The organism is Mesorhizobium sp. C395A, assembly GCF_030323205.1.
Classification (GTDB): Bacteria; Pseudomonadota; Alphaproteobacteria; order Rhizobiales; family Rhizobiaceae; genus Mesorhizobium.
The window spans coordinates 390,122-415,863 of the sequence record NZ_CP100473.1; the positions used below are offsets into that span (position 1 = coordinate 390,122).

Genomic DNA, 25,742 nt, shown 5'->3' on the forward strand with positions numbered 1-25,742 from the left:
CAGTAACGCGTGCCTTGGGTGTAAAAATGTCTGCCGTGCGTCTTCTCGCCGACCTCTCCCACGCCCCCCAGCAATCCGAGTGGCTGGACACGATCCTCAAGGGCGATTGTGTCGCCGCGCTCGACCGGCTGCCGGAAAAATCCATCGACGTCATCTTCGCCGATCCGCCTTACAATCTGCAACTCGACGGCGATTTGCACCGGCCCGACCAGTCCAAGGTCGACGCCGTCGACGATGACTGGGACCAGTTCGAGAGTTTCGAGGCCTATGACGCCTTCACCCGCGCCTGGCTCCTGGCGGCACGCCGCGTGCTGAAGCCGAATGGCACCATCTGGGTCATCGGCTCCTACCACAACATCTTCCGCGTCGGCGCCAAGATGCAGGATCTCGGCTTCTGGATCCTCAACGATGTCGTCTGGCGCAAGACCAACCCTATGCCGAATTTCCGCGGTCGCCGCTTCCAGAACGCGCATGAGACCATGATCTGGGCTTCGCGCGACCAGAAGGGCAAGGGCTATACCTTCAATTACGAAGCCATGAAGGCATCGAACGACGACATCCAGATGCGCTCCGACTGGCTGTTCCCGATCTGCACTGGCGGCGAGCGGCTGAAGAACGACAATGGCGACAAGCTGCATCCGACGCAGAAGCCGGAAGCGCTGCTCGCCCGCATCATGATGGCCTCGACCAAGCCGGGCGACATCGTGCTCGACCCGTTCTTCGGATCCGGCACAACCGGCGCCGTGGCCAAGCGGCTTGGCCGCCATTTCGTCGGCATCGAGCGCGAGCAGGCCTATATCGACGCCGCCAATGAGCGCATCGATGCCGTGCGGCCGCTGGAAACCGCCGATCTCACCGTGCTCACCGGCAAGCGCGCCGAGCCGCGCGTCGCCTTTGTCAGCCTCATCGATACCGGGCTTATGCAGCCCGGCGCCACGCTTTACGATGCCAAGAAGCGCTGGTCGGCCAAGGTACGCGCCGACGGCACGGTGGCGATCGGCGACAGCGCCGGCTCGATCCACAAGATCGGCGCCGAAGTGCAGGGCCTGGACGCCTGCAATGGCTGGACCTTCTGGCACTATGAGCGCTCGGGCGGCCTGACCCCGATCGACGAACTGCGCCGCATCGCCAGGCTCGGCATGGAACGGGCAGGGGCCTGACGCTACCACATAAAGGTCGGCGCCCTACGGCGCCCCCCTCTGGCCTGCCGGCCATCTCCCCCACGAGGGGGGAGATTGCGCGTTTCATTGTTTTCGCCAACTTTCGACGTTGTAAGAAAGAGCCGTGGGCGAGCTGCCAATCTCCCCCCTCGTGGGGGAGATGCCCGGCAGGGCAGAGGGGGGCGCCATAAAGCGCTACCTTCGACCCCTCTGCGTAGCTCAGGTCGCGATGCCATACCGCTCAAGGTCCGCCTTGAGCGTTTTTGCATCTGTGAACAGCACAGCATTCCAGCCAGCCGCCCTGGCTCCGTCGACATTCCTGGGGCTGTCGTCGATGAACAGCGTGGCTGACGGTTCGAGACCGAACGCGGCGACGTGATGGTCGTAGATGGCGCGGTCGGGCTTGATCTCACGGATATCGGCCGACACGGTCACGCCGCGCGGGCGGCTAAGGAAATCGAAGCGCAGTCTTGCCTCGGCAAGCGTGTCGGCGGCGAAGTTCGTCAGCATGGTCACGTCGCGGCCGCTCTCGATCAGGCCGAGCATGATGGCGACGCTGTCCTCATAGGCATGCGGCACCATGTCGTTCCAATAGCGCCGGAAATTGCGAATGTTTTCAGCATGATCCGGGTAATCCGCGATCAGCAGCGCTTCCGCCTCTTCCCACGTCCGGCCACGATCCTGCTCGATGTTCCAGTCATGCGTGCAGACATTGTCGAAGAACCACTTGCGCTCTTCGGCATCGGGAATGAGGCGGCTGAACGGAATGTTCGGATCGTAGTGGAGCAAGACGCGGCCGATGTCGAACACGATATGGCGGATTTCAGTCATTTCTGGCCTTTCAAAGCGAATGCTAGTCAATCGGGCGGTGTTTTTTGGTTGCGCCCGGTATCGCTGCTTCGATGACCTTTTTCATGACGGTCGGCAGCGCTTCTCCGGAAATGTCATGGGCCAGCGACCAGAAATGCCCTTCCGGCGCATCACTTTTCACTTGAGCGTGAAAAACTTCGAGCTCGAGCGCGAAATGGGTGAAGACATGCGCGATCTCTCCAGCGCGCCGCCAGTCCGCAGGGAAGGGCGCTGCCTCCGAAGTGGTTGCACCGTCGATCCGCGCTGTCCAATCTGTGGTCGGCACCTCGGTCATGCCGCCGAGCAGGCCCTTGTCAGGCCGCTTGCGCAACAGGATGGCGCCGTCGCCGCGCTCGGCGACGAAGGCGGCACCCCGCCTGAGTGGTTTGTCGACCTTGGGCAGGCGGACCGGAAAGCGCTCGGGGTCGCCGGACAGGATGGCGCTGCAATCCTCGCGCACCGGGCACAGCATGCAGCGCGGCCGTCTTGGCGTGCAGATCGTGGCGCCAAGGTCCATCATTGCCTGGGCGAAGTCGCCCGGCCTTGTCTGCGGAACCAGTCTTGCGACGAGCGCGCGGATTTCAGGCTTTGCCTCGCTGAGCCGCGTTGCGATCGAATAGAGCCGCGAGATGACACGTTCGACATTGCCGTCGACGACCGCCGCCGGACGGTCGAAGGCGATCGCCGCGATCGCCGCCGCCGTATAGGCGCCGATCCCCGGCAATTCCCTCAATCCCGTTTCGTTGTCGGGAAAACGGCCGCCCTGGCTCGCAACCAGATCGGCGCAGGCCTTGAGGTTGCGCGCCCGTGAATAATAGCCGAGCCCGGCCCAGGCCTTCATCACATCCTCGGCCGGCGCAGCCGCCAGCGCCTTCACATCAGGCCATTTCTCGACAAAGGCGCGAAAATAGGATTTTACCGCTTCGACCGTGGTCTGCTGCAGCATCACTTCCGAAAGCCAGATGCGATAGGGGTCCGGCCGTGCACCGCCGGCCGCGGCGTGCGGCGTGATCCGCCACGGCAGTTCGCGATGGTGCGCGTCGTACCAGGCAAGCAGACGCGCGGCGATCTCTCCCGATAGAGTTGGTCCGGATGCGGCCTTGCGGGTCTGTTCGTGCAGTGCCATTGATCGCGGGCTGGCTCTAGGCTGGTGAGGAGCGTGGCTGGAGAACGTACATGGCAGGGAGAACGCCTTACGGCAATCCCGTTCCGGTGAGCGATCTCGCGACCGCGATCCTCGACCCCGTGCTGCGCAAGCGGGCCGGCATTTCGATCGGGCTGGTGCAGTCATGGGAAGAGATCGCCGGCCCCAGGCTCGCCGGCCATTCGCGCCCCGAAAAAATCCAGTGGCCGCGCCGCATGCATGAGGACGATCCGTTCGAGCCGGCGGTGCTGGTCATCGCCTGCGAGGGCATGGCCGCGCTGCACCTACAGCACGAGACCGGCGAGATCATCAACCGCGTCAATGCCTTTCTCGGCTTCAACGCGATCGGCAGGATCCGGATCGTGCAAAAGCCGGTGCTGAGGGACAAAGCCCGGCCGAAACCGACGCCGAGAGCACTGACTTCTGTCGAAAAGGCCAAATTGTCCGATACCGTCGGCAAGATCGAGGATGAAGGCTTGCGCGCCTCGCTGGAGCGTCTTGGCGCCACAATTCTTGGCCAAAGGAAGCGGCCAAGGTAATCAACCGGTAATCAGTCGGTCATGAACGCGTCATCTATCTCGCGCATTCGTGATCCTGCATGTAGAGTTTGGCGATTGGAATGGGGACGGCGATGCCTTAATTCCCGCCAACTCTCGCCTTTTCTAGCCTTTGCGTTGCAAAATCAAACCACAGTCAGGTGATTCGCATGAACCGTAGCTTGTCCCGCAGAAACCTCCTGTCTTCGCTGGCCGTCATTCCGGCAGTGGCTATGCTCGCCGCATGCAGCGATTCAGGCGAGGATGCCAAAGCAGCGGATGTGAAGCCTGCGGCTCCCGCGGTGCCTGCTTCGACGCCTGCCACTCCGGCCGCCGTCAAGGTCCCGGAGTCTTCCGGCAATGTCGACATGGCCGAACTGCTGAAGCCCGGCGCTTTGCCCGACAAGCAGCTCGGCAAGGATGACGCCAAGGTCACCATCGTCGAATATGCTTCGATGACCTGCCCGCATTGTGCGCATTTCGCGGCGACCACCTTCCCTGAGTTGAAGACCAAATACATCGACACCGGCAAGGCGCGTTACATCCTGCGCGAATTCCCGTTCGATCCGAGCGCCGAGGCCGGTTTCATGCTGGCGCGCTGTTCGAAGGACAATTATTTCCCGATGGTCGACGTGCTGTTCAAGCAGCAGGCCAACTGGGTCGGCGTCAACAATACCAAGGATGCGCTGCTGCAGATCTCCAAGCTCGCCGGTTTTACACAGGAGTCCTTCGAGGCCTGCTTGACGGACCAGAAACTTCTGGACGATGTGAGATCGGTCCAGAAGCGCGGCGCCGATGAATTCAAGGTCGACTCGACACCGACCTTCTTCATCAACGGGAAAACCTACAAAGGTGCGATGTCGATTGAGGAAATATCGGCCATCATCGACCCTCTGCTCTGACGTCCAGGCGGCGCCGGAGCGACTGCGCTTCGGCGTCAGCGCACCTTTGTGCCTTCCAGGCAGGCGCGAATGAAGTTTTCGCGCCTTCGCCTCCTCGGCTTCAAGTCCTTCGTCGAACCCGGCGAGTTCGTCATCGAACGCGGCCTGACCGGCATTGTCGGGCCGAATGGCTGCGGCAAGTCGAACCTTGTCGAGGCGATGCGCTGGGTGATGGGCGAAAGCTCATACAAGAACATGCGCGCGTCCGGCATGGACGACGTGATCTTTTCCGGCTCGGGAACGCGCCCGGCCCGCAACACCGCCGAAGTCACGCTGTTCCTCGACAATAGCGACCGGACCGCGCCCGCCGCCTTCAACGACGCCGATGAATTGCAAGTGTCGCGCCGCATCGAGCGCGAAGCCGGCTCGCTCTACCGGATCAACGGCAAGGAAGCCCGCGCCAAGGACGTGCAGCTTCTGTTCGCCGACCAGTCGACCGGCGCGCGCTCGCCATCCATGGTCGGACAGGGCCGCATCGGCGAACTGATCCAGGCCAAGCCGCAGGCGCGCCGCGCGCTGCTCGAAGAAGCCGCCGGCATTTCCGGCCTGCACACGCGCCGTCACGAGGCCGAGCTTCGGCTTAAGGCGGCCGAACAAAATCTGGAACGGCTGGACGATGTCGTCGGCGAACTGGAGAGCCAGATCGAAAGCCTTAAGCGCCAGGCGCGCCAGGCATCGCGCTTCAAGAACCTGTCGGCCGATATCCGCAAGGCGGAAGCCACGCTCTTGCATCTGCGCTGGACGCTGGCCAAGATCCAGGAGGGCGATGCGCGGTCGGCGCTGGCGGTTGCCACAGCTCTGGTCGGCGACCGCGCCGCCGCCCAGATGGCTGCCGCCCGGGAGCAAGGCATCGGCGCCCACCGGCTGCCGGATCTGCGTGACGCCGAGGCCGCGGCTGCCGCCGCCTTCCAGCGGCTGTCGATCGCCAAGGCGCAGATCGAGGAGGAGGCAGGCCGCATCCGCGCCCGCCAGGCCGAACTCGAGCGCCGGCTGCAGCAGCTCGACGGCGACATCGCCCGCGAAGAGCGCATGGTGCGCGACAATGCCGACATCCTCGAGCGCCTGCGCGAGGAAGAAGCGACACTCAACTCCGAAAATGCCGGTGCCGCCGAACGCGAAGCCACCACGCGCGCCGCTTTCGAGCAGGCCGGCGCAACGCTTGTCACAAGCGAAGCAAAGCTCGCCACGCTAACCGCCGAACGCGCAGAGGCCGCCGCCTCGCGCAACCAGATCGAGCGCACGCTGCGCGACACCGCCGAACGCCGCGATCGCTTTGCCCGCCAGCTGGCCGATGTCGACCGCGAGCTATCGGAGATCGTCTCGAAAGTCGCCGGCCTGCCCGATCCCGCCGAGAAGCGCGCTTTGGTCGAGGACGCGCTCGCCCGGTTGGAGGAAGCCGAGGCCGGCGCCATTGCTGCCGAACAGGCTGTCGCCGAGGCGCGCGCCACCGAGAGTGCCGCCCGTCCGCCGCTGCAGGACGCCAGGGCCGAACTCGCCGGCATCGAGACCGAAGCCCGCACGCTGGCCAAGATCCTCAATGCCGCCAGCGGCGATCTTTTCCCGTCGGTACTGGAGCAACTCAGCGTCGAACGCGGCTATGAGACGGCCCTCGGTGCTGCGCTTGGCGAGGATCTCGACGTGCCGCTCGACCGCAGCGCGCCGGTGCATTGGGGCGAAAGCCAGGTTCAACCAGGCGATGCGGCTTTGCCGGAAGGCCTCAAGAGCCTCGCCAGCGTGGTGCGCGCGCCTTCGCAGCTTGGCCGCCGGTTGGCGCAGATCGGCATCGTCGATGCGGCGGACGGCAAACGCCTGCAGACGCTGCTTGCCCCCGGCCAGCGGCTGGTCAGCCGTGACGGCGCGCTGTGGCGTTGGGATGGCTTGACCGCCAGCGCCGATGCACCGACCGCGGCCGCGCAGAGGCTGGCGCAGAAGAACCGGCTGGCCGAGCTCGATGCCGAGGCGGTGCAGGCGACGCAGATGATGCGTGAGGCAGAGGCTGCCCTTGCCCAGGCCGAACAGGCGCTGCGTGAGGCGAGCGAGGCCGAACGCAACGCCCGCCAGGCCGGGCGCGATGCCCAGCACGGCCTGGACGCCGCCCGCAGCGCGCTGGCCGAGGCCGAAAAGGCCGGTGGCGAGCTGGCAAGCCGCCGCGCCGCCCTGGACGAGGCGCGCGCGCGAATCGTCGACAGCCATGAAGAAACGGCCGCCGCCTTCGCCGAGGCCGAAATGCTGCTGCAGGACGCCCCCGATCTCGGCGACCTGCAATTGCAGCTTGAACAATCCGCCGCCAATGTCAGCCGCGATCGCGCAACCTTGGCCGACGCGCGCGCCGTCCATGAAGGCCTGCGCCGCGAAGCCGAGGCGCGCACGCGCCGGCTCGACGCCATCGGCGCCGAGCGCAGCAACTGGTTGCAGCGGGCCGAAAACGCCTCGACGCAGATTGCCTCGCTGGGCGAGCGCAGGGCCGAGGCCGAGGCCGAGCGCGAAACGCTGGCCGACGCCCCCGACGAGATCGACGCCAGGCGGCGCGCGCTGCTGTCGCAGCTGACCGAGGCCGAGACCTTGCGCAAGGCGGCCGCCGACCGTTTGCAGGAGGCCGAGAACAAGCAGGCCGAGCTGGACAAGGCCGCCACCGCGGCCATCCAGTCGCTGGCCGATTCCCGCGAAACCCGCGTCCGCGCCGAAGAGCGATTGACCGCCGCCGATGAGCGCCGGCTCGAGGTCGAGGCGCGCATCCAGGAAACGCTGAACACGCCGCCGCATCTGGTCATTCGCCATACTGGCCTGGAAGCCGACAGCCCGATGCCGGAAATGGCCGAGATCGAGCGCCAGCTCGACCGGCTGAAGGTTGAGCGCGAGCGGCTCGGCGCCGTCAATCTGCGCGCCGAGGAAGAGCAGAAGGAATTGTCGGACCGGCTGGAGACCATCGTCTCCGAGCGCGAGGACATCATCGAGGCGATCCGCAAGCTCAGGCAAGCGATCCAGAGCCTGAACCGCGAAGGCCGCGAACGGCTGCTTGCCGCTTTCGAGGTGGTCAACGGCCATTTCCAGCGGCTGTTCTCGCATCTGTTCGGTGGCGGCACGGCCGAACTGCAGCTGATCGAATCCGACGACCCGCTCGAAGCCGGGCTCGAAATCCTGGCACGTCCGCCCGGCAAGAAGCCGCAGACCATGACGCTGCTGTCCGGCGGCGAGCAGGCACTGACGGCGATGTCGCTGATCTTTGCCGTGTTCCTGACCAATCCGGCGCCGATCTGCGTGCTCGACGAAGTCGACGCGCCGCTCGACGATCACAATGTCGAACGCTTCTGCAACCTTATGGACGAAATGGCCGCGACCACCGAGACGCGCTTCGTCATCATCACCCACAACCCGATCACGATGGCGCGCATGAACCGCCTGTTCGGCGTGACCATGGCCGAGCAGGGCGTCAGCCAACTGGTCTCGGTCGATCTGCAGGCCGCCGAGGCGATGCGCGAGGCGAGCTGACGCAGCATGCTTTGTTGATTTCGTCGGCGATGGCGTCGATCCGACTGTTGCAACAGGACCGTCGCCCTTGCGACCTGCTTGCGACGCGCATTCTGTAAGGTTCGAAGAGAAGGAATTTAAGCGCCACCTGAGAGCGAACGCCAAAGCCCACATGCAAAGCGCCCGGCCAACGCGAAAGCGATGCCTACAAGGCGCAGATGGCAATAGGCTCCGACCGCAATTCAGCTGCCACGTTTATCGGAAGCCCAGGAAGCTCAGTATCGCAATCACGATAACGACTGCTCCGATGAGCCAGATTATGTTGTTCACCGTATCTCTCCCGAACTAGTTGCTGGGAGTGAACTCGTAAGAGCCTACTAATGTTCCCGCATTTTCTGCGTCGAAACAAAATGGCGGCCATCGCTTCGTCGATTGCCAGACCAAGGTCCGAACAGGGTATGACTGAAGTCCTGACGTCGGAGCCATAGGCCTGAAGGCGGGCAACCTATGCCCTCCCGATACATTGGAACCGGGCTGCCGAGCATGAGTCCCTTCATCGGTGGTCAATCGGGTGCCCGCCATTCCTGAGAGGTTAGCGGGCACCCGATTGTCGTGACACCGCCAACGGCGTGCGTTTCAATAGCGAGGCTAACAGTGACCTTTGTCCAGAGATCTGTGCGTGACGGCGCAACCCGACCCGCAAACGACAACGACAGTCCTGCGGAGGTTTCTTCCGTTCTTGACCTCATACCATCGGCTGACGACGACAAGGTCGCTGAGCTTGTCAGGCGAACAGAGCGCCTGGCAATCGCAGTGGTTATCGGAATCGCGGTTCTGCTGATCTTGGCGCCGGTGGTTTACCTTGCACTTTCTTACGGGATCTGAGACGGCCCGACTTAGGCGATCTAAGATGGCCTGATTGGTCTCGTAAATCTCACAAATTGTGCCGACGGTCTTCCTCGCAAGACGGGTGTTTCCCGTCACAGATCAGGAGATCGAACGCGACGACATAGAAGGGTCCTGTGCAGCGCTCCTTTGTCGAGTGGCGTAACCCTGGTGGTCGGCTTGAAAGAGCGCCTTTACCAGAAGTTGCCAACAGGAGCTGCTGTCGCAACTTCTTCTTTCGATACGCCGTGTTGCACGGGAGCAGCCGTCACTGATCGCGCCCGTGGACCGACGACGCTACTCGGAACCAAAGGGATGGGACGCGGTTATCCCCGCGAAGGGATAATTAGCAGGTGGAGATATTACAATGAAAACAATGATCGTGAGCGCCTTGGCGCTGTTCATTGCCATGCCGACGATAGCTCCGGCAGCCGAAGCTGACGTGGTCATCACGACCCACCATCGACATCATCACAGGAGCGTAAAGGTCATCAATGACCAGGGTCAACGCCTTCATCACCGCAGACACGGCACGGTTGCCTTCTACGACCACGGCCGCAGACATCATCGCCGGGATACGGTCATCGTGACCGGCTCGATCGAGCGCAGCCATCATCGCTATTATCGACATCATCGGCATCATCCCGTTGTCATCCAGGACGACAACGATTACTGATCCTCTCCGCACGGCCCCGGCTCTGTCAACGGAGTCGGGGTCGCGTGGGAGTCAGATAGCTCCTGACGGGAGCCATCGATAAGGTCGGTAAATCATTGATTCCAAAGGCATGTGATTTGGCTGGGGCGCCAGGATTCGAACCTGGGAATGTCGGTACCAAAAACCGATGCCTTACCACTTGGCGACGCCCCAGCAAGCGAGCTTTGCCCGTTGCGCGCGGCCTTATAGGACGAGCGGCACGAAAGCTCAATGCCGAGTTGGCCACTGTGCAAAACTGATCCACCGCTTGGCGCGGGGACGCATTCGCCCCAGACCGCCAACTCGTTGCCAGCGGGATCGGTGAAATGGAACCGCCTGCCGCCCGGGAACGAGAATATCGGCTTGACGATCGTGCCGCCGGCGCTTTCGACAACGTCGAGCGTTGCTTCCAGATCCTGCGAATAGAGCACCGGCAATGGTTTCGCCGGCGCCTCCGCTGCATCGGCCTGGAAGCCGCCATCGAGCCCTTCGCCGAAGGCCGAATAGGTCGGCCCGTAATCGGTGAACGACCACGAGAAGGCGGCGCTGTAGAAAGCCTTGACGCTGTCCAGCGTTGCGCCGGTCGCGGGCAGTTCGAGATAGTCGAGTTTTCCGTTGAGTTTCATCACGCTGTTCCCAACTTGTTCCCTATATGTTCTATATCCTGGGCAGCGATCCGGCAAGTCTTTTCGACGCAGCTTTTGCTTAATCGATTGTAGTCGCCGGGCTTCGCTGCCACACCTTGCCTTTCGCACTGCAGCATAATAACGCTCGGGTCGGAGCGCGGGGGAACCGGGTCTTGGCCCCGGGGTTCTAATCTTCCGAGAACTTGGAGGGCGAGCATGACCAAATGGGTCTACACCTTCGGCGATGGCGCCGCGGAAGGACGTGCGGGCGACCGCAACCTTCTCGGTGGCAAAGGCGCCAATCTGGCCGAGATGTGCAGTCTTGGCCTGCCGGTGCCGCCGGGCTTTACGCTCACCACCGAAGTCTGCAACGCCTATTACGCCAACGGCAACAGCTATCCGGCCGCGTTGCAGGCCGATGTCCTCAAGGCGCTGGACCATATCGGGCAACTGACCGGGCGCCGTTTCGGCGATCCGTCGAAGCTGCTTCTGGTCTCGGTCCGCTCCGGGGCCAGGGCCTCGATGCCGGGCATGATGGACACCGTGCTCAATCTCGGCCTCAATGACGAGACGGTCGAGGCGCTGGCAGCCGATTCCGGCGATGCCCGCTTTGCCTATGACAGCTACCGCCGCTTCATCCAGATGTATTCCGATGTCGTCATGGGTCTCGACCACGAAGTGTTCGAGGAAATCCTCGAGGACCAGAAGGCGAGCCTCGGCCACGAGCTCGACACCGAACTGACAGCGCAGGAATGGCAGAGCGTCATTGCCCTCTACAAGGCCAAGGTCGAGGAGGAGCTCGACAGGCCGTTTCCACAGGACCCGCACGAGCAGCTGTGGGGGGCGATCGGCGCGGTGTTTTCCAGCTGGATGAACAACCGCGCCATCACCTACCGGCGCCTGCACGACATCCCGGAAAGCTGGGGCACGGCGGTCAATGTCCAGGCCATGGTGTTCGGCAATATGGGCGAGACGTCAGCCACTGGCGTCGCCTTCACCCGCAATCCCTCGACCGGCGAAAAGATGCTCTATGGCGAGTTCCTGGTGAACGCGCAGGGCGAGGATGTCGTAGCCGGCATCCGCACGCCGCAGAACATCACCGAGGCGGCGCGCATTGCCGCCGGCTCGGACAAGCCGTCGCTGCAGAAACTGATGCCGGACGCGTTTCGCTCCTTCGTCGACATCTCCGACCGCCTGGAACAGCACTACCGCGATATGCAGGACCTCGAATTCACCATCGAGCGCGGCAAATTGTGGATGCTGCAGACGCGTTCCGGCAAACGCACCGCCAAGGCGGCGCTGAAGATCGCCGTCGAGATGGCGCGCGACAAGCTGATCACGACGGAGGAGGCGGTCGCCCGCATCGATCCGGCCTCGCTCGATCAGCTGTTGCATCCGACCATCGACCCCAAGGCCGCGCGCGATGTCATCGGCGTCGGCCTGCCGGCTTCTCCGGGCGCGGCGACCGGCGAGATTGTTTTCTCCTCGGGCGATGCCGAGGATCTGAAGACGCAAGGTCGCAAGGCAATCCTGGTGCGCATCGAAACCAGCCCCGAAGACATTCACGGCATGCATGCTTCGGAAGGCATCCTGACCACGCGCGGCGGCATGACCAGCCACGCCGCCGTGGTCGCGCGCGGCATGGGCAAGCCTTGCGTTTCGGGCGCCGGCTCGCTGCGTGTCGACTACAAGGCCGGCACGCTGATGTCGATGGGCCAGACCTTCCGCAAGGGCGACATCATCACCATCGATGGCAGCAACGGTCAGGTGCTGAAGGGCGCCGTGTCGATGCTGCAGCCGGAACTGTCGGGCGATTTCGCCGCCATCATGGAATGGGCCGATGCGGTGCGCCGCATGAAGGTGCGCACCAATGCCGAGACGCCGCTCGATGCGCGCATGGCGCGCTCCTTCGGCGCCGAAGGCATCGGCCTCTGCCGCACCGAGCACATGTTCTTCGACGGCGAGCGTATCGTCGCCATGCGCGAGATGATCCTGGCCGACACCGAGAAGGACCGCCGCACCGCACTTGCCAAGCTGTTGCCGATGCAGCGCTCGGATTTCCTCGAACTGTTCGAGATCATGGCCGGCCTGCCGGTGACGATCCGGCTGCTCGATCCGCCGCTGCACGAATTCCTGCCCAAGACGGAAGCGGAGGTGGCGGAGGTCGCCGCCGCCATGAACGTCTCGCCCGACAAGCTCAGGCAGCGCACCGAAGCCTTGCACGAGTTCAACCCGATGCTCGGCCATCGCGGCTGCCGCCTCGCCGTCTCCTATCCCGAGATTGCCGAGATGCAGGCGCGCGCCATTTTCGAGGCCGCCGTCGAGGCCGGCAAGAAAGCCGGCGCGCTGGTCGTTCCCGAGATCATGGTGCCGCTGGTCGGCCTGGTGAAGGAGCTCGACTACGTCAAGGCGCGCATCGATGCGGTCGCCAAGGCTGTCATGGACGAGACCGGCGTCAAGATCGACTATCTCACCGGCACGATGATCGAGCTTCCGCGCGCGGCGATCCGCGCCCACGTCATCGCCGCTACGGCCGAGTTCTTCTCCTTCGGCACCAACGATCTCACCCAGACCACCTTCGGCATCTCGCGCGACGATGCGGCGTCCTTCCTCGAGACCTATCGGCAGAAAGGAATCATCGAGCAGGACCCGTTCGTCTCGCTCGACATCGAGGGTGTCGGCGAACTGGTGCGCATGGCTGCGCAAAAAGGCAGGGCGACGCGGCCCGACATCAAGCTCGGCATATGCGGCGAACATGGCGGCGATCCGGCCTCGATCCGCTTCTGCGAAGAGGTCGGCCTCGACTATGTATCGTGCTCTCCCTACCGGGTGCCGATCGCAAGATTGGCCGCAGCCCAAGCCGCGGTGCAGATTGCCAAAACAGCAGTGCCGCGCCCCAAAAAGAGCGCCGCGGCATCCTGATTTCGACACAGTCCTTTCGGTATCGATGAAACGGCCACCCCTGGGTGGCCGTTTAGCGCTAAGCTTACGATTTTGTAAGCAAATTCACGCTGATGTGCGCGCCCCAACACGCAATCCCGACATCGTTTCTGCCCAATTTCACGGCCCCCCAACCCGCCCGGTGCCGAGAAAAAGATGTTACAGATTTCGCCCAGACCCTTCCGCTCGATCCTGATTATCCAGACCAAGTTCATCGGCGATGTTGTTCTGTCCTCCACGCTCGCCAAGAACCTGCAGCTCGAATATCCCGGTGTCAGGATCGTCTTCCTCTGCGAGGCGAGCCTCGCCAGTTTCGTGACCGCCCACGGCATCGCCTCGGAAGTCGTGACCTTCCGCCGCGCCGCCATGCGCGGCACCCCGCTGGAGCGTGGACGCGAACTCTATTCGATGATCAGCCAGCTGCGCCAATTCCGTTTCGACCTGACCATCGACCTCACCGATTCAAAGACATCGCGGCTCATCGTCAGGTTCCTCAACGCCAGCACCCGCATCGGCTACAATCCTCCGGAAAGGCCGCTGCGCTGGCATGAGCGCCAGCCCGCCAATGTCTTTGCCGAGCCGTTCGGTTTTGGCGAACGTCACTATCTCTACCGCTACCTTTCGCCGCTCGAGCCGCTCGGCGTCGGCCTGCGCGTGCGGGTGCCGTCGATTCGGCCATTGCCGATGGAGACGGCGAGGGCCCAGGCATTGCTGGACAAACACCATTTGCGGCCAAACGGCTTTATCGCGGTGCATGCCGGCGCAAGTTTTCACGGCCGGCGCTGGCAGCATGAACGCTTTGCCGCCGTGATCGACACGATTTCGCGCGAAACCGGACTGGATTTCGTACTCGTCGGCGGCCCTGACGAGCGCAAGCCGGCCGAGCAGATCCTCGCCAGTGCCGCGTCGATCATCAACCTCGTCGGCGCGCTGTCGCTGGAAACGCTGCTGGCGGTGTTGCAGCAGGCGCGGCTGTTTGTCGGCAATGAGAGCGGCCCCATGCACATGGCAGCAGCGGCCGGAACGCCGGTTGTCGGCCTGTTCGGCCTGACCAGCCCGACCGTCTGGGGACCGGTCGGCGTGCCCAGTCTCGCCTTGCAGCCATCCATGCCGTGCAATTGCGTGGCGGGCAGCCTGTGCAATCCGCTCGATCCCAGCAAGGCCTGCTGTGTCTGGCGCCTCGAGGTCGAACCGGTCGTCGCGGCCGTGCGCGAAGTCCTGTCACGCACGCATGTGGAACTGGAACACGCCGTCTGACGGTGCGCGGCGGTCACATTGTCGGGATATCAGCTTTCTCACGGCCACTATCCCGATTTCCGCCTTGTTGCGGGTCCTGGGATGCGGCTATGACAGCGCCGATTCTCAGACAAGACAGGCATCCCTTGCAAAAGCTGTTTTGCGCCTTGGCGCTATCTATCCTGGCCGTGTCCTCGGCCCAGGCCGCGCCGCTTGTCGAGCCGGCGCTGCATCTGAAGGCTGAGGACGGTAGCAGTGTGGGCCGCGTCGCGCTTACGCTCGACGCCTGCGGCGGCCAGACCGATACGAGGATCCTGTCGGCGCTGGTGGAGAACCGGATTCCGGCGACGATCTTCGTCACCGGTATCTGGCTGAAGCGCAACGCCGCCGCCGTCGAGATCATGCGCGCGCATCCGGACCTGTTCGAACTGGAAAACCATGGCGGCCATCACATCCCGGCCGTCGACACGCCGCGCAAGATCTACGGCATCCGCAGCGCCGGCAGCCCGGAAGCGGTGCAGGCCGAAGTCGAATCGGGCGCTGCCGCTCTCGCTGGCACCGGCGAGCCGGCGCCGAAATGGTTTCGCGGCGCGACCGCCGAATACAGCCCGTCGGCTATCGCCATGATCCGCAAGCTTGGCTTCAAGGTCGCCGGCTTTTCGATCAACGGCGATGGCGGCTCGTTGCTCGGCGCAACAGAAACTGCCCGGCGCATCGCCGCCGCCAAGGATGGCGATGTCATCATCGCCCACATCAACCAGCCGACCCACGCCGCCGGCGAGGGCGTCGTGCAAGGTCTGCTCGCGCTGAAGGCCAAGGGGCTGACGTTCGTGCGGCTGGATGACGCCGACGGTGTCGGCAACGACGGGACGACTGATTAGGATCAGGCGGCGGCAGGCAGTTTCATCTCCTTTGGACTGACGTCGCCGACGTTTGAGATTAGCCGAGGCCTCTGAGCTTCGTCATCCCAGGATGAAACAGGAGCGAAGCTCCGTCGCGAAGACCCTGGGATGACGAAGCGAGCAACGGCGGCTTGAGTCGCTTGCTCAGGCCGGTGCTGCTTCGATCGTCACCCTGTCAGGATAGAAGGCGCCGTGGTCGCGAATCTCAGCCATTTCGTCGAACGGCTGCTCATAGCCCCACATTGCGTCCTTGCCGGTCTCGCCGGCCGGCAGCACGCTCCAGTAGCTGGCGTCGCCCTTGTAGGGGCAGTGGGTCGACAGGGTGGTTTTGCCGAGCTGGGTGAAGTCGATGTCTTCGAAGGGGATGTAGAATGCCTGGCGGTAGGGCGGTTCGGACAGAAGCTTCGCCCGCGTCGATGAGGCGATCACCGTATCGCCGGCACGCACGACCACGGTACCCCGATAGGGTTCGACGGTGATGACCTTGCCGGGATTGCTCTGAAAGCCGGGGGCGGGGTTGGCGATCTGGTCCATGCGGGGTTCTCCTTGTTCGATTGGGAGCACAGTCCGATTGAGAGCGTGCGGGGTTGCTTCCCATGTCCCTAAAATGTGTCTGGAGAACTCGTTGCGCAAGCCTTCGCCAGTAGGCCAGAGCTGGCCTTCCGATCACTAAAAACGATCCCGCGTGGAATGCTAGGCTGCGGTCTTGAACACGTCCATTAGGCCGGCATAGGCCGCGGCAATACCGGCTACCGGGTTGGTGCTTCTTGACGTCGTCTCGACCTTCAGCGGGCCGCCGCCGGTCGGCAAGGTGAGCAGCAGGAACTGGCGATTGCCGCCGTCGCCGATCGATGCGGCGGCGACATGCTGGCCTTCGCCTTCGTTTTGGACGCACATTTTGAACAGCAGCGTGCCGCCGACCGCCTCAAGGGCGCCGCCGACCACCTCGACAAATTCGTCTTCGGAAACCTTTTTGGCCTCCGGCACGAGATCGGCCAGACTTGCGGCAAGCGTGTCTTCAAGCTCTTTGTCGTCGAGTTGAATATCGTCCAACTGCACGTCTTCGGCCCCGCTGTCAGCCAGCTGCCTGTCGTCGATCTGCCTGTCGTCGATCTGCCTGTCGTCGATCTGCCTGTCGTCGATCTGCTTGTCGTCGAGCTGCGTGTCCATGCGAACCTCTTTCAGTCGCCAATCCGCACCCCTACCCCGTTAACGAACCTTAACGTCGACGATGGCCGGATTGTGGCGGTTTTCCCCGCCTTTCGATCACTGCTTGCTTCAGCCGTTAACGGTTGGAGACGTCATGGCTGGACAATCCGTCCGTTCGTCCCACAATGGAACAAAAGACGGGAAAAACGAGGAAGCAATGGGAGGAACCAGATGCTCGGACTGATGCAGGAATGGCCGCTGCTCTGCCACAAGCTGATCGACAATGCCGAGCGGCAGCACGGGACGCGCGAGATCGTCTCGCGCTCGATCGAAGGTCCTGTCGTTCGCACCACCTATGCTGAAGTTCATCGCCGCGCGCTCAAGGTCGCTCAACGGTTGGAGCGCGATGGCTTTGTGCTCGGCGACCGCATCGCGACCCTGGCCTGGAACACGGCGCGCCACATAGAGGCCTGGTACGGCATCATGGGCATCGGCGCCATCTACCATACGCTTAACCCGCGTTTGTTCCCCGAGCAGATCGTCTGGATCATGAACAATGCGCAGGATAGAGGGATCTTCGTCGACCTGACCTTCATGCCGCTGCTGGAAAAGATCGCCGGCGCGGTCAAATCGCTGAAAAAGGTGATCGTCCTGACCGACAAGGCGCATCTGCCTGAAACGACGCTGCCGAATGTGGTTGCCTATGAGGACTGGTTGAACGAGGCCGATGGCGACTTCGCCTGGAAGGTTTTCGGCGAAAACACCGCAGCCGGCATGTGCTACACCTCCGGCACGACGGGCGATCCCAAAGGCGTGCTCTACAGCCACCGCTCGAATGTGCTGCATGCCATGATCGCCGCCATGCCCGACGCCATGGGCCTCTCCGCGCGGGACACGATCCTCCCCGTCGTGCCAATGTTTCATGCCAATGCCTGGGGCCTTGGCCAGAGCGCGCCGATGATCGGCGCCAAGCTGGTCATGCCCGGTTGCAAGATGGACGGCGCCTCGATCTACGAGCTGCTCGACACCGAGAAGGTGACCTTCAGCGCCGCCGTGCCGACCGTCTGGATGATGCTGCTGCAGCATCTGGAAGAGACCGGCAAGAAGATTCCCTATCTCAGCAAAGTCGTCATCGGCGGCTCGTCCTGTCCGCGCGCCATCACCAGGAAATTCCAGGACAATTACGGTGTCGAAGTCATCCATGCCTGGGGCATGACCGAAATGTCGCCGCTCGGCACGCTGTGCACTATGAAGCCGCAGTATCAAGCGCTCGAGGGCGAGGACCGGCTCGATATCCAGGGCAAGCAGGGCTACCCGCCCTTCGGGGTCGAGATGAAGGTGACGGATGACGACGACAAGGAACTGCCTTGGGACGGCAAGACCTTCGGCCGGCTGAAGGTGCGCGGTCCAGCCGTCGCCAGCGCCTACTATGGCGGCGTCGGAGCCGAGCAGTTCGACAAGGACGGCTGGTTCGACACTGGCGATGTCGCCCATATCGATTCCGGCGGCTACATGCAGATCACCGATCGCGCCAAGGACGTCATCAAGTCGGGCGGCGAGTGGATATCGACCATCGACCTGGAGAACCTCGCCGTCGGCCATCCCGATGTCGCCGAGGCCGCGGCGATCGGCGTCCATCATTCGAAATGGGGCGAACGGCCGTTGCTGGTCGTGGTCGCCAAACCCGGCAAGGAGCCGAGCAAGGCCGACATACTGGCGTTCATGGACGGCAAGGTGGCGAAATGGTGGGTGCCCGACGACGTCGCTTTCATCAGCGAAATCCCGCACACCGCCACCGGCAAGATCCAGAAGATCACCTTGCGCAAGCAGTTCAGCGACTACCGCCTGCCGACGGATTGACCCGGACCGTGCGTTTCCTTGACCTTCAAGCTACCGGCGGCAAAAACGTTAGGGCAGGGGATGTTCAATTTGAGCATCCTTTGCTCTAAGCGTCTGTGCGGGTTGGGGCGGTGCTGAAGACAATGGAAATTGACGAGCGGCAGACATCGAAGGCGGCCGGCTGGTCGCGGCGCACGGGCGCTTTTGCCCTGGTCCTGCTGCTCACCGTGCTGGCCGGCCATCATTTCGAACTAGTCGAAACGCCGGCCTTCCTGTGGGTGCTGGCGATCGTCGCCTTGCTTGCCGCGTTCGCTTTGCTGTTTGCCGGCCTCGCTTTGTCCCGGCTGTGGCATTTCGGTGACCGTGGCGGCCGCGACCTCTCGGTCGGCGCCCTGCTGGCGCTGCTGGTGCTGACGCCCTACGGCTTTGCCACCTATTTGGCGGCGACCACGCCGCCCCTGAGGGACATTTCGACGGACCTCGACAATCCGCCGGTGCTCGACACCAGCGACCGCACCAAGGACATGAACGTGCTCGCGCCGCCAACGGCTGGCGAAGCGCGCCTGCAGGCCGACGCCTATCCGCTGGTCACCGGGCACAGCTACAATCTGCCGTTCGAAACCGTCGTCGACGCCGTTGAAACCGTGCTCGACCGCCGCGATTGGCAACTTACCGCGCCATATCCGGTGACGGACGGTCAAGACGAGGTGACGATATCGGCCGTTGCCCGGAGCTTCGTCGTGGGCCTGCCCGCCGACGTCGCCATCCGGGTCAGCAATGATGGCGACACCATCGTCGTCGACATGCGCTCGGCCTCCCGCTACGGCCGCTACGACCTCGGCGACAATGCGGCGCGCATCGTCGGGTTCCTCGCCGAACTTGATCAGGAAGTTGCGGGCCAGGTGGGTGCGGCGCCGGCTGAGTAGTTCTACCCCAGCGGCACAAAAACGCCGTCGATGGCCGGGTCACCCTGGGTAGCAACCAGGCCGCGCGCCACCAGGTCCTCGAGATGGGCAAGCACCGACAGGCCGGCGGCGCCATGCAGGCGCGGGTCGGTGTCCCTGTAGATCGCCTTGACCATGTCCGGGATTGTCCGGTCGCCGCCCCGGATCCGTTCGAGGATCGCCCGTTCGCGCATCTTGCGGTGAGTCTTCAGCCCGCGCATGAAGCTGCGCGGCGCATTCACCGGGCCGCCATGGCCGGGCAGCAGCAGGCGGTCGCCGCGCGCGATCAATTTATCCAGCGAGGCCATGTAGTCGGCCATCGCGCCGTCCGGCGGCGCCACGATCGACGTCGCCCACGCCATCACATGGTCGGCCGAAAACAGGATGCCGGTGCCTTCGAGCGCAAATGCCGCGTGATTGGCGGTGTGGCCCGGCGTCAGCACCGTCCGGATCGTCCAGCCATCGCCCTCGACCAGCGTATCGTCGGGCAAAGTGACATCCGGCACGAAACCGGTGTCGGCGCTGGCGTCGAGCGGATTGATCTCGGCGATCCGCAGCGGCCTTGCCGGGCGGTGCGGGCCTTCGGCCAGCACGGCGGCACCGGTGCGCGCTTTCAGCCGGGCGGCCAGCGGAGAATGGTCGCGATGCGTGTGACTGACGAAAATATGGCTCACCGGCCGGTTTGCGATCACCTTCAGCAACGTCTGGAAATGCGCTTCATCATCCGGACCCGGGTCGATCACCGCCAGTGTGTCGCGGCCGACAATGTAGCTGTTTGTGCCGTGAAAGGTGAATGGGCTGGGGTTTTTGGCGGTGACGCGCAAGACCTCGGGCGCGACGGTGACGCCCTGGCCATAGGCGGGATCGAAGCTGGTGTCGAATTTGAGCGCCATGGCGGTGTCGTTGAATCTCTGTTCAGGAAGACGGCAAAACTGATTGCCGCATAACACGGAAGCCAATATAGAAAAACGCAAGGCCGCGATCTGCGGCAATCCGGATTGGGGAAGACCATGGCACTTGCAACGACGATGCGCCCGCTTGTTTCTCTCGCTTTGCCCCAGGAGGGCGCGCAGCGCCTGGCAACCCAGCTTTTGCTGGCGATCGCCGGAACGCTGCTTTTGACCCTGTCGGCCAAGACGAAAGTCGTGCTCGGGCCGGTCGACATCTCGATGCAGACGCTGGCCGTCCTGCTGATCGCCACCGCGTTTGGCCTGCGGCTTGGCGTCGCTACCCTGCTTCTCTACATGGCCGAAGGCGCCATGGGCTTCCCGGTCTTCCAGAGCACGCCTGAAAAGGGCATCGGCATCGCCTACATGATCGGCGGCACCGGCGGTTATCTCGCCGGCTTCGTCGTCATGGCAGCCATTGTCGGCTGGGCCGCCGACCGCGGCTGGGACCGCCACCCGATCAAGCTGTTCAACGCCATGCTGGTCGCCGAAATCGTCATGATGGCCATGGGCTTTGCCTGGCTGGCCACCCTCATCGGCGTGGAAAAGGCGTGGCAGTTCGGCGTTTTGCCGTTCGTCCTCGGGGATTTGATCAAGGTTGCGCTCGCCGCCAGCCTGGTGCCGGCAGTATGGTCGCTGCTGCCCAAGCAGCCCTGAAACCGGACAAATGAATGAGCCGGCGGGCCCAGGGCCCGCCGGCTTTTTGTTGTCACGCGTCCGCCAGCCGATGGTGCAAGCCGGTTGCCAAATCGCCACGCCCATTTGCATCGTCAGCTTGTGCCTGGTCGGTCAAATTGCCGCGAGGCGGCAGATGCAGAGCAATTCTGGCGCCGATCCACGGCCGAGATTGAATTGACAAGCCATTGCGCGAAACCTAAGCACGGGCAACTTGATTTCGAGGCGGGGGCCGGTAATTCAAGGAGAGCTTGTTGAAGGGAATAATCCTTGCAGGAGGCAGCGGGACGCGTCTGTATCCCCTTACATTAGCGATCTCTAAGCAGATTCTGCCGATATACGACAAGCCGATGATTTTTTATCCGCTGAGCGTCTTGATGCTCGCCGGTATCCGCCAGATTTTGATCATTTCGACACCTCGCGACTTGCCGGTGTTTCGGGAGTTGCTGGGCGACGGTTCGGATTTCGGGGTCGAATTCTCCTATGCCGAGCAGGCGCAGCCCAACGGGCTTGCCGAGGCCTTCATCATCGGCCGCGACTTCATCGGCAAGGATAATGTGTCGATGATTCTCGGCGACAACATCTATTTCGGCGACGGCCTGTCGCAGCTCTGCCGCACTGCTGCGCAGCGCCAAAGCGGCGCGTCGGTGTTCGCCTACCATGTCGAGGACCCGCAGCGCTACGGCGTGGTGTCGTTCGACAAGCTCAGCGGCACGGCTTTGACGATTGAGGAGAAGCCGCGGGAGCCGAAGTCCAACTGGGCGGTCACCGGCCTCTATTTCTACGACAATGAGGTCGTCGACATCGCGTCGACGATCAAGCCCTCGGCGCGTGGCGAACTCGAGATCACGGCGGTCAACAACGTCTATCTCGAGCGCGGGAAATTGCACGTGCATCAGCTCGGCCGCGGCTATGCCTGGCTCGACACCGGCACGCATGACAGCCTGCATGAAGCCTCTTCCTTCGTGCGCACGATCGAGCACCGCCAGGGGATCAAGGTCGCCTGTCCTGAAGAAATCGCTTTCGAGCAGGGCTGGCTGACTGCCGACAAGGTGCTTGAGCGCGCGACGCGCCTGGGCAAGAACGAATACGCCGCCTATCTGCGCCGGCGTGTCACTGAGCTGACGGAGAACTAGAGTGGACTTCAGGCAGCTTGGTCTTGATGGCGTGCTCGAGATCGTGCCGAAGCGGCACGGCGATGCGCGCGGCTATTTCATCGAGACCTGGAATGCCGAGCGCTTTTTTGAAGCCGGCATCGACCTGCGTTTCGTCCAGGACAATCACTCCTATTCGGCGGCGGCAGGTGTCGTGCGGGGGCTCCACTATCAGCTTCCTCCACGCGCGCAGGACAAGTTGCTGCGTGTGATCAGAGGCAAGATTCTCGACGTGGCGGTCGACATTCGCCGCAGCTCGAAAACCTTCGGCAAATGGGTCGCGCTCGAAATATCGGCCGAGAAAGGCAACCAGATCCTGGTGCCGAAGGGTTTCGCGCACGGCTTCGTCACGCTCGTGCCGGACACCGAGGTTGTGTATAAGGTCACCGACACCTATTCGCCGGCGCACGACCGATCGATCCGTTTCGACGACCCCGACATCGGCATCGATTGGCCATCGCCCACCGGCGGCTTCGAGCTCTCGGCCAAGGACCTCAAGGCGCCGCCGCTCGCCACGGCCGAGGTGTTCGCATGACGCGCGACGATGTGAGGAGAGCGCCATGAATTTTCTGGTGACAGGCGGTGCCGGCTTCATCGGCTCGGCGGTGTGCCGGCATTTGTGCGCCAATCCGGCCTACCATGTGACCAATCTCGACAAGCTTACCTATGCCGGCAATCTCGCCTCGCTGCGCACCATCGAGAATGCGCACAACTACAAATTTGCGCAGGCCGACATCTGTGACGAGCGGGCGGTTCTCGACATCCTCCACCGCGACGAGATCGACGTCGTCATGAACCTCGCCGCCGAAAGCCATGTCGACCGCTCGATCGACGGACCCGGCGCCTTCATCGAGACCAACATCGTCGGCACCTACCGGGTGCTGAATTCTGCGCTCGAATATTGGCGCGGCCTTGGCGAGGACAGAAAAGCCCGCTTCCGCTTCCATCATGTCTCGACCGATGAGGTGTTCGGCGATCTGCCCTTCGACGGCGGCATGTTCGTCGAGGAAACGCCCTACGCGCCGTCCTCGCCCTATTCCGCCTCGAAGGCGGCGTCCGACCATCTGGTGCGGGCCTGGCACGAGACGTACGGCCTGCCAGTCGTGCTCTCCAATTGCTCGAACAATTACGGGCCGTATCACTTTCCCGAAAAGCTGATCCCGCTGGTCATCCTCAACGCACTCGACGAAAAGCCGCTGCCGGTCTACGGCGCCGGCGCCAATGTGCGCGACTGGCTGTTCGTCGAGGACCATGCCCGTGCCCTGGAGCTGGTCGCCACCAAGGGCCAGCCGGGCGAGAGCTACAATGTCGGCGGCAATTCCGAACGCACCAATCTTGGCGTCGTCGAGACGATCTGCGACCTGCTCGACATCAGGCGTCCGCGCAGCGGCGGCAGGAGCTACCGCGATTTGATCAGCTTCGTCACCGATCGCCCCGGCCACGACCGCCGCTATGCCATCGATGCCTCCAAGATCGGCAGGGATCTCGGCTGGGCGCCGGCGGAGAGTTTCGACAGCGGCCTGGCAAGGACGGTCGACTGGTTCCTCGACAACAAGTGGTGGTGGGGACCGATCCGCGAGCAGTGCTATGCCGGCGAGCGGCTGGGGCACGTCCAGTCCCATGGCCAGGTTGAAGGCAGGAAGGGCGCGGCGTGAGGCTGGTTGTCACCGGACGCGACGGTCAGGTCGCCTCCAGCCTGCTGGAGGCCGGGCAGAGGCGCGATGGCATCGAGGTCGTCGCCGTCGGCCGGCCGGCACTCGACCTCACGCAGCCCGATACGGTGTTCGAATCGCTCGCGGCCGCGCGGCCGGATATCGTGGTGTCGGCCGCCGCCTACACTGCGGTCGACCGGGCCGAGGACGAGCCAGACCTTGCTTTCGCGGTGAACGCCGTCGGCGCCGGCAAGGTCGCCGAGGCGGCGGCCCGGCTCGGCGTGCCCGTCATCCATCTGTCGACCGACTACGTCTTCGACGGCACCAAGGACGGCGCCTATGTCGAGACCGACGCCACCGCGCCGCTCGGCGTTTACGGCGCTTCCAAGCTTGCCGGCGAACTGGCGGTGGCGGCTGCCAATCCGCGCCACCTGGTCCTGCGCACGGCCTGGGTCTACAGCCCGTTCGGCAAGAATTTCGTGAAAACCATGCTGCGGCTGGCCGGCGACCGCGACGAGATCGCTGTCGTCGCCGACCAATGGGGAAATCCGACGTCGGCGCTTGATATTACCGACGCGATCCTGCATGCGGCGGCGACGTTGCGCGATGACTTTGACGGCTACGGCATCTATCATCTCGTCGGCACCGGCGAGACCAACTGGAGCGGCTTTGCCCGTCATATCCTGGAGACAAGCCGGGCGCTTGGTGGACCGCACGCGCGGATACGCGACATCGCGACCAGCGACTATCCGACCAAGGCAAAGCGCCCCGCCAATTCACGGCTGTCGACGGCGAAATTCGCTGATACGCTTGGGTGGACCGCGCCGGACTGGCGGCAATCGACGGAGACCGTGGTGCGCCGGCTGATGCAAAACCTTGTTGATGATTATCCTCCTCTTGTTGAGACCATGCGCTTGTCTGGCATCGTGAAGCAGCGATGATCCCCTTCACCTCGACGACATTCCGGTTCCCTGACCAGGTAGCTCCGTCTGCCTGGATCGAGCATGTTCCATTCATGTTCTGGCTGTTTGATGCGCTACGGCCAAATCGGTTTGTCGAGCTTGGCACGCACACCGGAGTCTCTTATTGCGCAGCCTGTCAGGCGATCGAACTGTTGAGCCTCCCTTGCACCGGCTGTGCAATCGACACCTGGAAGGGTGACGAGCATGCCGGCTTCTACGACGAAGCGGTGTACTCCGATCTGGCCGCCTACCACGCACCAAGATATGCTGACTTCTCGCGCCTCATGCGGTCAACTTTCGACGATGCCGTCGACGATTTCGAGGACGGTAGCATCGACCTGCTGCACATCGACGGCCTGCACAGCTACGACGCTGTCCGACATGACTTCGAGAGTTGGCAGCCGAAACTAACGCAAAACGCCATTGTGCTCTTTCACGATACGAATGTGCGCGAGCGCGATTTCGGCGTCTTTCGCCTGTGGGGCGAGGTCTCGTCGGGTCGGCCGCATTTTGAGTTCCTGCATGGATATGGCCTGGGCGTTTTGGGGATTGGCAAGAAATATCCAAAGGCAGTTGCAGCGCTTTTCGCCGCCGGCAAACAGGATAGCGAGCGGCAGGCCGTGCGAGACACCTTCGCTCATCTTGGCCAGGCGGTTGCCCAGCGCGGAACTGCCGTCCAGGCGGCAAGGCAGGTGGAAGCGGAGTTTGCGCTGAGCCGCAAGGAGTGGCAGCGACAGATTGAACAGCGCGACGCGGAGTTTGCGCTGAACCAAGAGAATTGGGTGCAACAGCTCGAAAGGCGCGACAACGAGATTGCACGAGCACAAGAGGCCACTAGCGCGATCGAGGAAAGGCTAAGGCGAAGCGAATTCGCCGTTCGAGAATTGCGGGACTCAACAAGCTGGCGGGTGACCGGACCAATGCGAGCGCTTTCAGCACATATAAATTGGCTGTTGCGGAGCGTGCGTAGTTGACGACTAGCGATTGGACCTAAGAGCCACCGGTGATCAAGAATGGCATGGAATATTATTGTGAATGG

The 25,742-nt window shown here is 63.2% G+C and carries 21 protein-coding genes, 1 tRNA gene and 1 pseudogene; 16 read left to right on the plus strand and 7 right to left on the minus strand.

All coding sequences use genetic code 11. From position 1 onward, the window contains the following. Positions 1-26: 26 nt before the first annotated feature. Positions 27-1,160, plus strand: coding sequence for a site-specific DNA-methyltransferase (locus NLY37_RS01855; RefSeq protein ID WP_023668392.1), 1,134 nt, complete (start codon positions 27-29; stop codon positions 1,158-1,160). Positions 1,161-1,379: 219 nt separating this feature from the next. Here the strand turns inward: NLY37_RS01855 and NLY37_RS01860 are convergent, their stop codons facing one another. Beyond that, positions 1,380-1,991, minus strand: a complete 612-nt coding sequence (locus NLY37_RS01860; protein ID WP_023740719.1) for an HAD family hydrolase — start codon at positions 1,989-1,991, stop codon at positions 1,380-1,382. 22 nt (positions 1,992-2,013) lie between these two features. Continuing rightward, positions 2,014-3,135 (minus strand): A/G-specific adenine glycosylase, encoded by a 1,122-nt coding sequence (gene mutY / locus NLY37_RS01865; RefSeq protein ID WP_023740720.1) that lies wholly within the window; start codon positions 3,133-3,135, stop codon positions 2,014-2,016. Positions 3,136-3,185: 50 nt separating this feature from the next. On the opposite strand from mutY, the gene NLY37_RS01870 reads away from it, so the two are divergent. From NLY37_RS01870 to NLY37_RS01885, 4 genes are all read left to right on the plus strand, one after another. Continuing rightward, a complete protein-coding gene (locus NLY37_RS01870) occupies positions 3,186-3,692 on the plus strand; it encodes a DUF721 domain-containing protein (protein WP_023687168.1) in 507 nt (168 codons plus the stop codon). A gap of 167 nt (positions 3,693-3,859) precedes the next feature. After that, complete coding sequence (locus NLY37_RS01875) at positions 3,860-4,591, plus strand: DsbA family protein (RefSeq protein WP_023687169.1); 732 nt, start codon at positions 3,860-3,862, stop codon at positions 4,589-4,591. A 69-nt stretch (positions 4,592-4,660) separates the two neighbouring features. Beyond that, positions 4,661-8,119 carry a chromosome segregation protein SMC gene (gene smc, locus NLY37_RS01880; RefSeq protein WP_286441385.1) on the plus strand — a complete coding sequence of 1,153 codons (3,459 nt, stop codon included), beginning with the start codon at positions 4,661-4,663 and terminating at the stop codon, positions 8,117-8,119. 1,231 nt (positions 8,120-9,350) lie between these two features. Next, positions 9,351-9,659 carry a hypothetical protein gene (locus tag NLY37_RS01885; RefSeq protein WP_023670691.1) on the plus strand — a complete coding sequence of 103 codons (309 nt, stop codon included), beginning with the start codon at positions 9,351-9,353 and terminating at the stop codon, positions 9,657-9,659. Between the two features lie 117 nt (positions 9,660-9,776). Here the strand turns inward: NLY37_RS01885 and NLY37_RS01890 are convergent. Beyond that, positions 9,777-9,851, minus strand: a tRNA-Gln gene (locus tag NLY37_RS01890). 110 nt (positions 9,852-9,961) lie between these two features. Beyond that, positions 9,962-10,303: pseudogene (locus tag NLY37_RS01895) on the minus strand (VOC family protein); the annotation flags it as partial. A gap of 216 nt (positions 10,304-10,519) precedes the next feature. Here NLY37_RS01895 and ppdK point away from each other — a divergent pair. The 3 genes from ppdK (at position 10,520) to NLY37_RS01910 (ending at position 15,360) form a co-directional block, all read left to right on the plus strand. After that, positions 10,520-13,225 carry a pyruvate, phosphate dikinase gene (gene ppdK / locus NLY37_RS01900; RefSeq protein ID WP_023742711.1) on the plus strand — a complete coding sequence of 902 codons (2,706 nt, stop codon included), beginning with the start codon at positions 10,520-10,522 and terminating at the stop codon, positions 13,223-13,225. 174 nt (positions 13,226-13,399) lie between these two features. Then, positions 13,400-14,500 carry a glycosyltransferase family 9 protein gene (locus NLY37_RS01905; RefSeq protein WP_023742710.1) on the plus strand — a complete coding sequence of 367 codons (1,101 nt, stop codon included), beginning with the start codon at positions 13,400-13,402 and terminating at the stop codon, positions 14,498-14,500. Positions 14,501-14,589: 89 nt separating this feature from the next. Beyond that, on the plus strand, positions 14,590-15,360 hold the full coding sequence (locus tag NLY37_RS01910; RefSeq protein WP_050588449.1) for a polysaccharide deacetylase family protein: 771 nt from the start codon (positions 14,590-14,592) through the stop codon (positions 15,358-15,360). Between the two features lie 165 nt (positions 15,361-15,525). Here NLY37_RS01910 and NLY37_RS01915 read toward each other — a convergent pair whose 3' ends face one another. Together NLY37_RS01915 and NLY37_RS01920 are read right to left on the minus strand one after the other, a co-directional pair. Next, on the minus strand, positions 15,526-15,915 hold the full coding sequence (locus tag NLY37_RS01915; protein ID WP_023731365.1) for a DUF427 domain-containing protein: 390 nt from the start codon (positions 15,913-15,915) through the stop codon (positions 15,526-15,528). A gap of 159 nt (positions 15,916-16,074) precedes the next feature. After that, complete coding sequence (locus tag NLY37_RS01920; RefSeq protein ID WP_023670697.1) at positions 16,075-16,434, minus strand: hypothetical protein; 360 nt, start codon at positions 16,432-16,434, stop codon at positions 16,075-16,077. Positions 16,435-16,761: 327 nt separating this feature from the next. Between NLY37_RS01920 and NLY37_RS01925 the strand changes: the two genes are divergently transcribed. Further along, positions 16,762-18,390, plus strand: coding sequence for a fatty-acid--CoA ligase (locus NLY37_RS01925; protein ID WP_023742708.1), 1,629 nt, complete (start codon positions 16,762-16,764; stop codon positions 18,388-18,390). A 122-nt stretch (positions 18,391-18,512) separates the two neighbouring features. Then, positions 18,513-19,295, plus strand: a complete 783-nt coding sequence (locus tag NLY37_RS01930; protein ID WP_023731363.1) for a DUF1499 domain-containing protein — start codon at positions 18,513-18,515, stop codon at positions 19,293-19,295. Between the two features lie 2 nt (positions 19,296-19,297). Here NLY37_RS01930 and NLY37_RS01935 read toward each other — a convergent pair whose 3' ends face one another. Beyond that, complete coding sequence (locus NLY37_RS01935; protein ID WP_023742707.1) at positions 19,298-20,206, minus strand: MBL fold metallo-hydrolase; 909 nt, start codon at positions 20,204-20,206, stop codon at positions 19,298-19,300. 117 nt (positions 20,207-20,323) lie between these two features. Here NLY37_RS01935 and NLY37_RS01940 point away from each other — a divergent pair, with 117 nt between their 5' ends. From NLY37_RS01940 to NLY37_RS01965, 6 genes are all read left to right on the plus strand, one after another. Continuing rightward, positions 20,324-20,917, plus strand: a complete 594-nt coding sequence (locus NLY37_RS01940) for a biotin transporter BioY (RefSeq protein ID WP_023705510.1) — start codon at positions 20,324-20,326, stop codon at positions 20,915-20,917. 272 nt (positions 20,918-21,189) lie between these two features. Beyond that, on the plus strand, positions 21,190-22,071 hold the full coding sequence (gene rfbA / locus NLY37_RS01945) for a glucose-1-phosphate thymidylyltransferase RfbA (RefSeq protein ID WP_023684600.1): 882 nt from the start codon (positions 21,190-21,192) through the stop codon (positions 22,069-22,071). A gap of 1 nt (position 22,072) precedes the next feature. Beyond that, on the plus strand, positions 22,073-22,624 hold the full coding sequence (gene rfbC, locus NLY37_RS01950) for a dTDP-4-dehydrorhamnose 3,5-epimerase (RefSeq protein ID WP_023684599.1): 552 nt from the start codon (positions 22,073-22,075) through the stop codon (positions 22,622-22,624). 25 nt (positions 22,625-22,649) lie between these two features. Next, positions 22,650-23,744 (plus strand): dTDP-glucose 4,6-dehydratase, encoded by a 1,095-nt coding sequence (gene rfbB, locus NLY37_RS01955; RefSeq protein WP_023742706.1) that lies wholly within the window; start codon positions 22,650-22,652, stop codon positions 23,742-23,744. Continuing rightward, a complete protein-coding gene (rfbD, locus tag NLY37_RS01960; protein ID WP_023742705.1) occupies positions 23,741-24,682 on the plus strand; it encodes a dTDP-4-dehydrorhamnose reductase in 942 nt (313 codons plus the stop codon). The genes rfbB and rfbD overlap by 4 nt, the downstream gene beginning before the upstream one ends. Continuing rightward, positions 24,679-25,677: a class I SAM-dependent methyltransferase gene (locus NLY37_RS01965; RefSeq protein WP_023742704.1), complete on the plus strand. Its 999-nt coding sequence runs from the start codon at positions 24,679-24,681 to the stop codon at positions 25,675-25,677. The genes rfbD and NLY37_RS01965 overlap by 4 nt, the downstream gene beginning before the upstream one ends. The last annotated feature ends 65 nt before the right edge of the window (positions 25,678-25,742 follow it).

Excerpts from the sequence above, each read along its gene's own strand:
- NLY37_RS01855 (WP_023668392.1), top strand. The coding sequence starts at position 27 with ATGTCTGCCGTGCGTCTTCTCGCCGACCTCTCCCACGCCCCCCAGCAA.
- NLY37_RS01860 (WP_023740719.1), bottom strand. The coding sequence starts at position 1,991 with ATGACTGAAATCCGCCATATCGTGTTCGACATCGGCCGCGTCTTGCTC.
- mutY (WP_023740720.1), bottom strand. The coding sequence starts at position 3,135 with ATGGCACTGCACGAACAGACCCGCAAGGCCGCATCCGGACCAACTCTA.
- NLY37_RS01870 (WP_023687168.1), top strand. The coding sequence starts at position 3,186 with ATGGCAGGGAGAACGCCTTACGGCAATCCCGTTCCGGTGAGCGATCTC.
- NLY37_RS01875 (WP_023687169.1), top strand. The coding sequence starts at position 3,860 with ATGAACCGTAGCTTGTCCCGCAGAAACCTCCTGTCTTCGCTGGCCGTC.
- smc (WP_286441385.1), top strand. The coding sequence starts at position 4,661 with ATGAAGTTTTCGCGCCTTCGCCTCCTCGGCTTCAAGTCCTTCGTCGAA.
- NLY37_RS01885 (WP_023670691.1), top strand. The coding sequence starts at position 9,351 with ATGAAAACAATGATCGTGAGCGCCTTGGCGCTGTTCATTGCCATGCCG.
- ppdK (WP_023742711.1), top strand. The coding sequence starts at position 10,520 with ATGACCAAATGGGTCTACACCTTCGGCGATGGCGCCGCGGAAGGACGT.
- NLY37_RS01905 (WP_023742710.1), top strand. The coding sequence starts at position 13,400 with ATGTTACAGATTTCGCCCAGACCCTTCCGCTCGATCCTGATTATCCAG.
- NLY37_RS01910 (WP_050588449.1), top strand. The coding sequence starts at position 14,590 with ATGACAGCGCCGATTCTCAGACAAGACAGGCATCCCTTGCAAAAGCTG.
- NLY37_RS01915 (WP_023731365.1), bottom strand. The coding sequence starts at position 15,915 with ATGGACCAGATCGCCAACCCCGCCCCCGGCTTTCAGAGCAATCCCGGC.
- NLY37_RS01925 (WP_023742708.1), top strand. The coding sequence starts at position 16,762 with ATGCTCGGACTGATGCAGGAATGGCCGCTGCTCTGCCACAAGCTGATC.
- NLY37_RS01930 (WP_023731363.1), top strand. The coding sequence starts at position 18,513 with ATGGAAATTGACGAGCGGCAGACATCGAAGGCGGCCGGCTGGTCGCGG.
- NLY37_RS01935 (WP_023742707.1), bottom strand. The coding sequence starts at position 20,206 with ATGGCGCTCAAATTCGACACCAGCTTCGATCCCGCCTATGGCCAGGGC.
- NLY37_RS01940 (WP_023705510.1), top strand. The coding sequence starts at position 20,324 with ATGGCACTTGCAACGACGATGCGCCCGCTTGTTTCTCTCGCTTTGCCC.
- rfbB (WP_023742706.1), top strand. The coding sequence starts at position 22,650 with ATGAATTTTCTGGTGACAGGCGGTGCCGGCTTCATCGGCTCGGCGGTG.
- NLY37_RS01965 (WP_023742704.1), top strand. The coding sequence starts at position 24,679 with ATGATCCCCTTCACCTCGACGACATTCCGGTTCCCTGACCAGGTAGCT.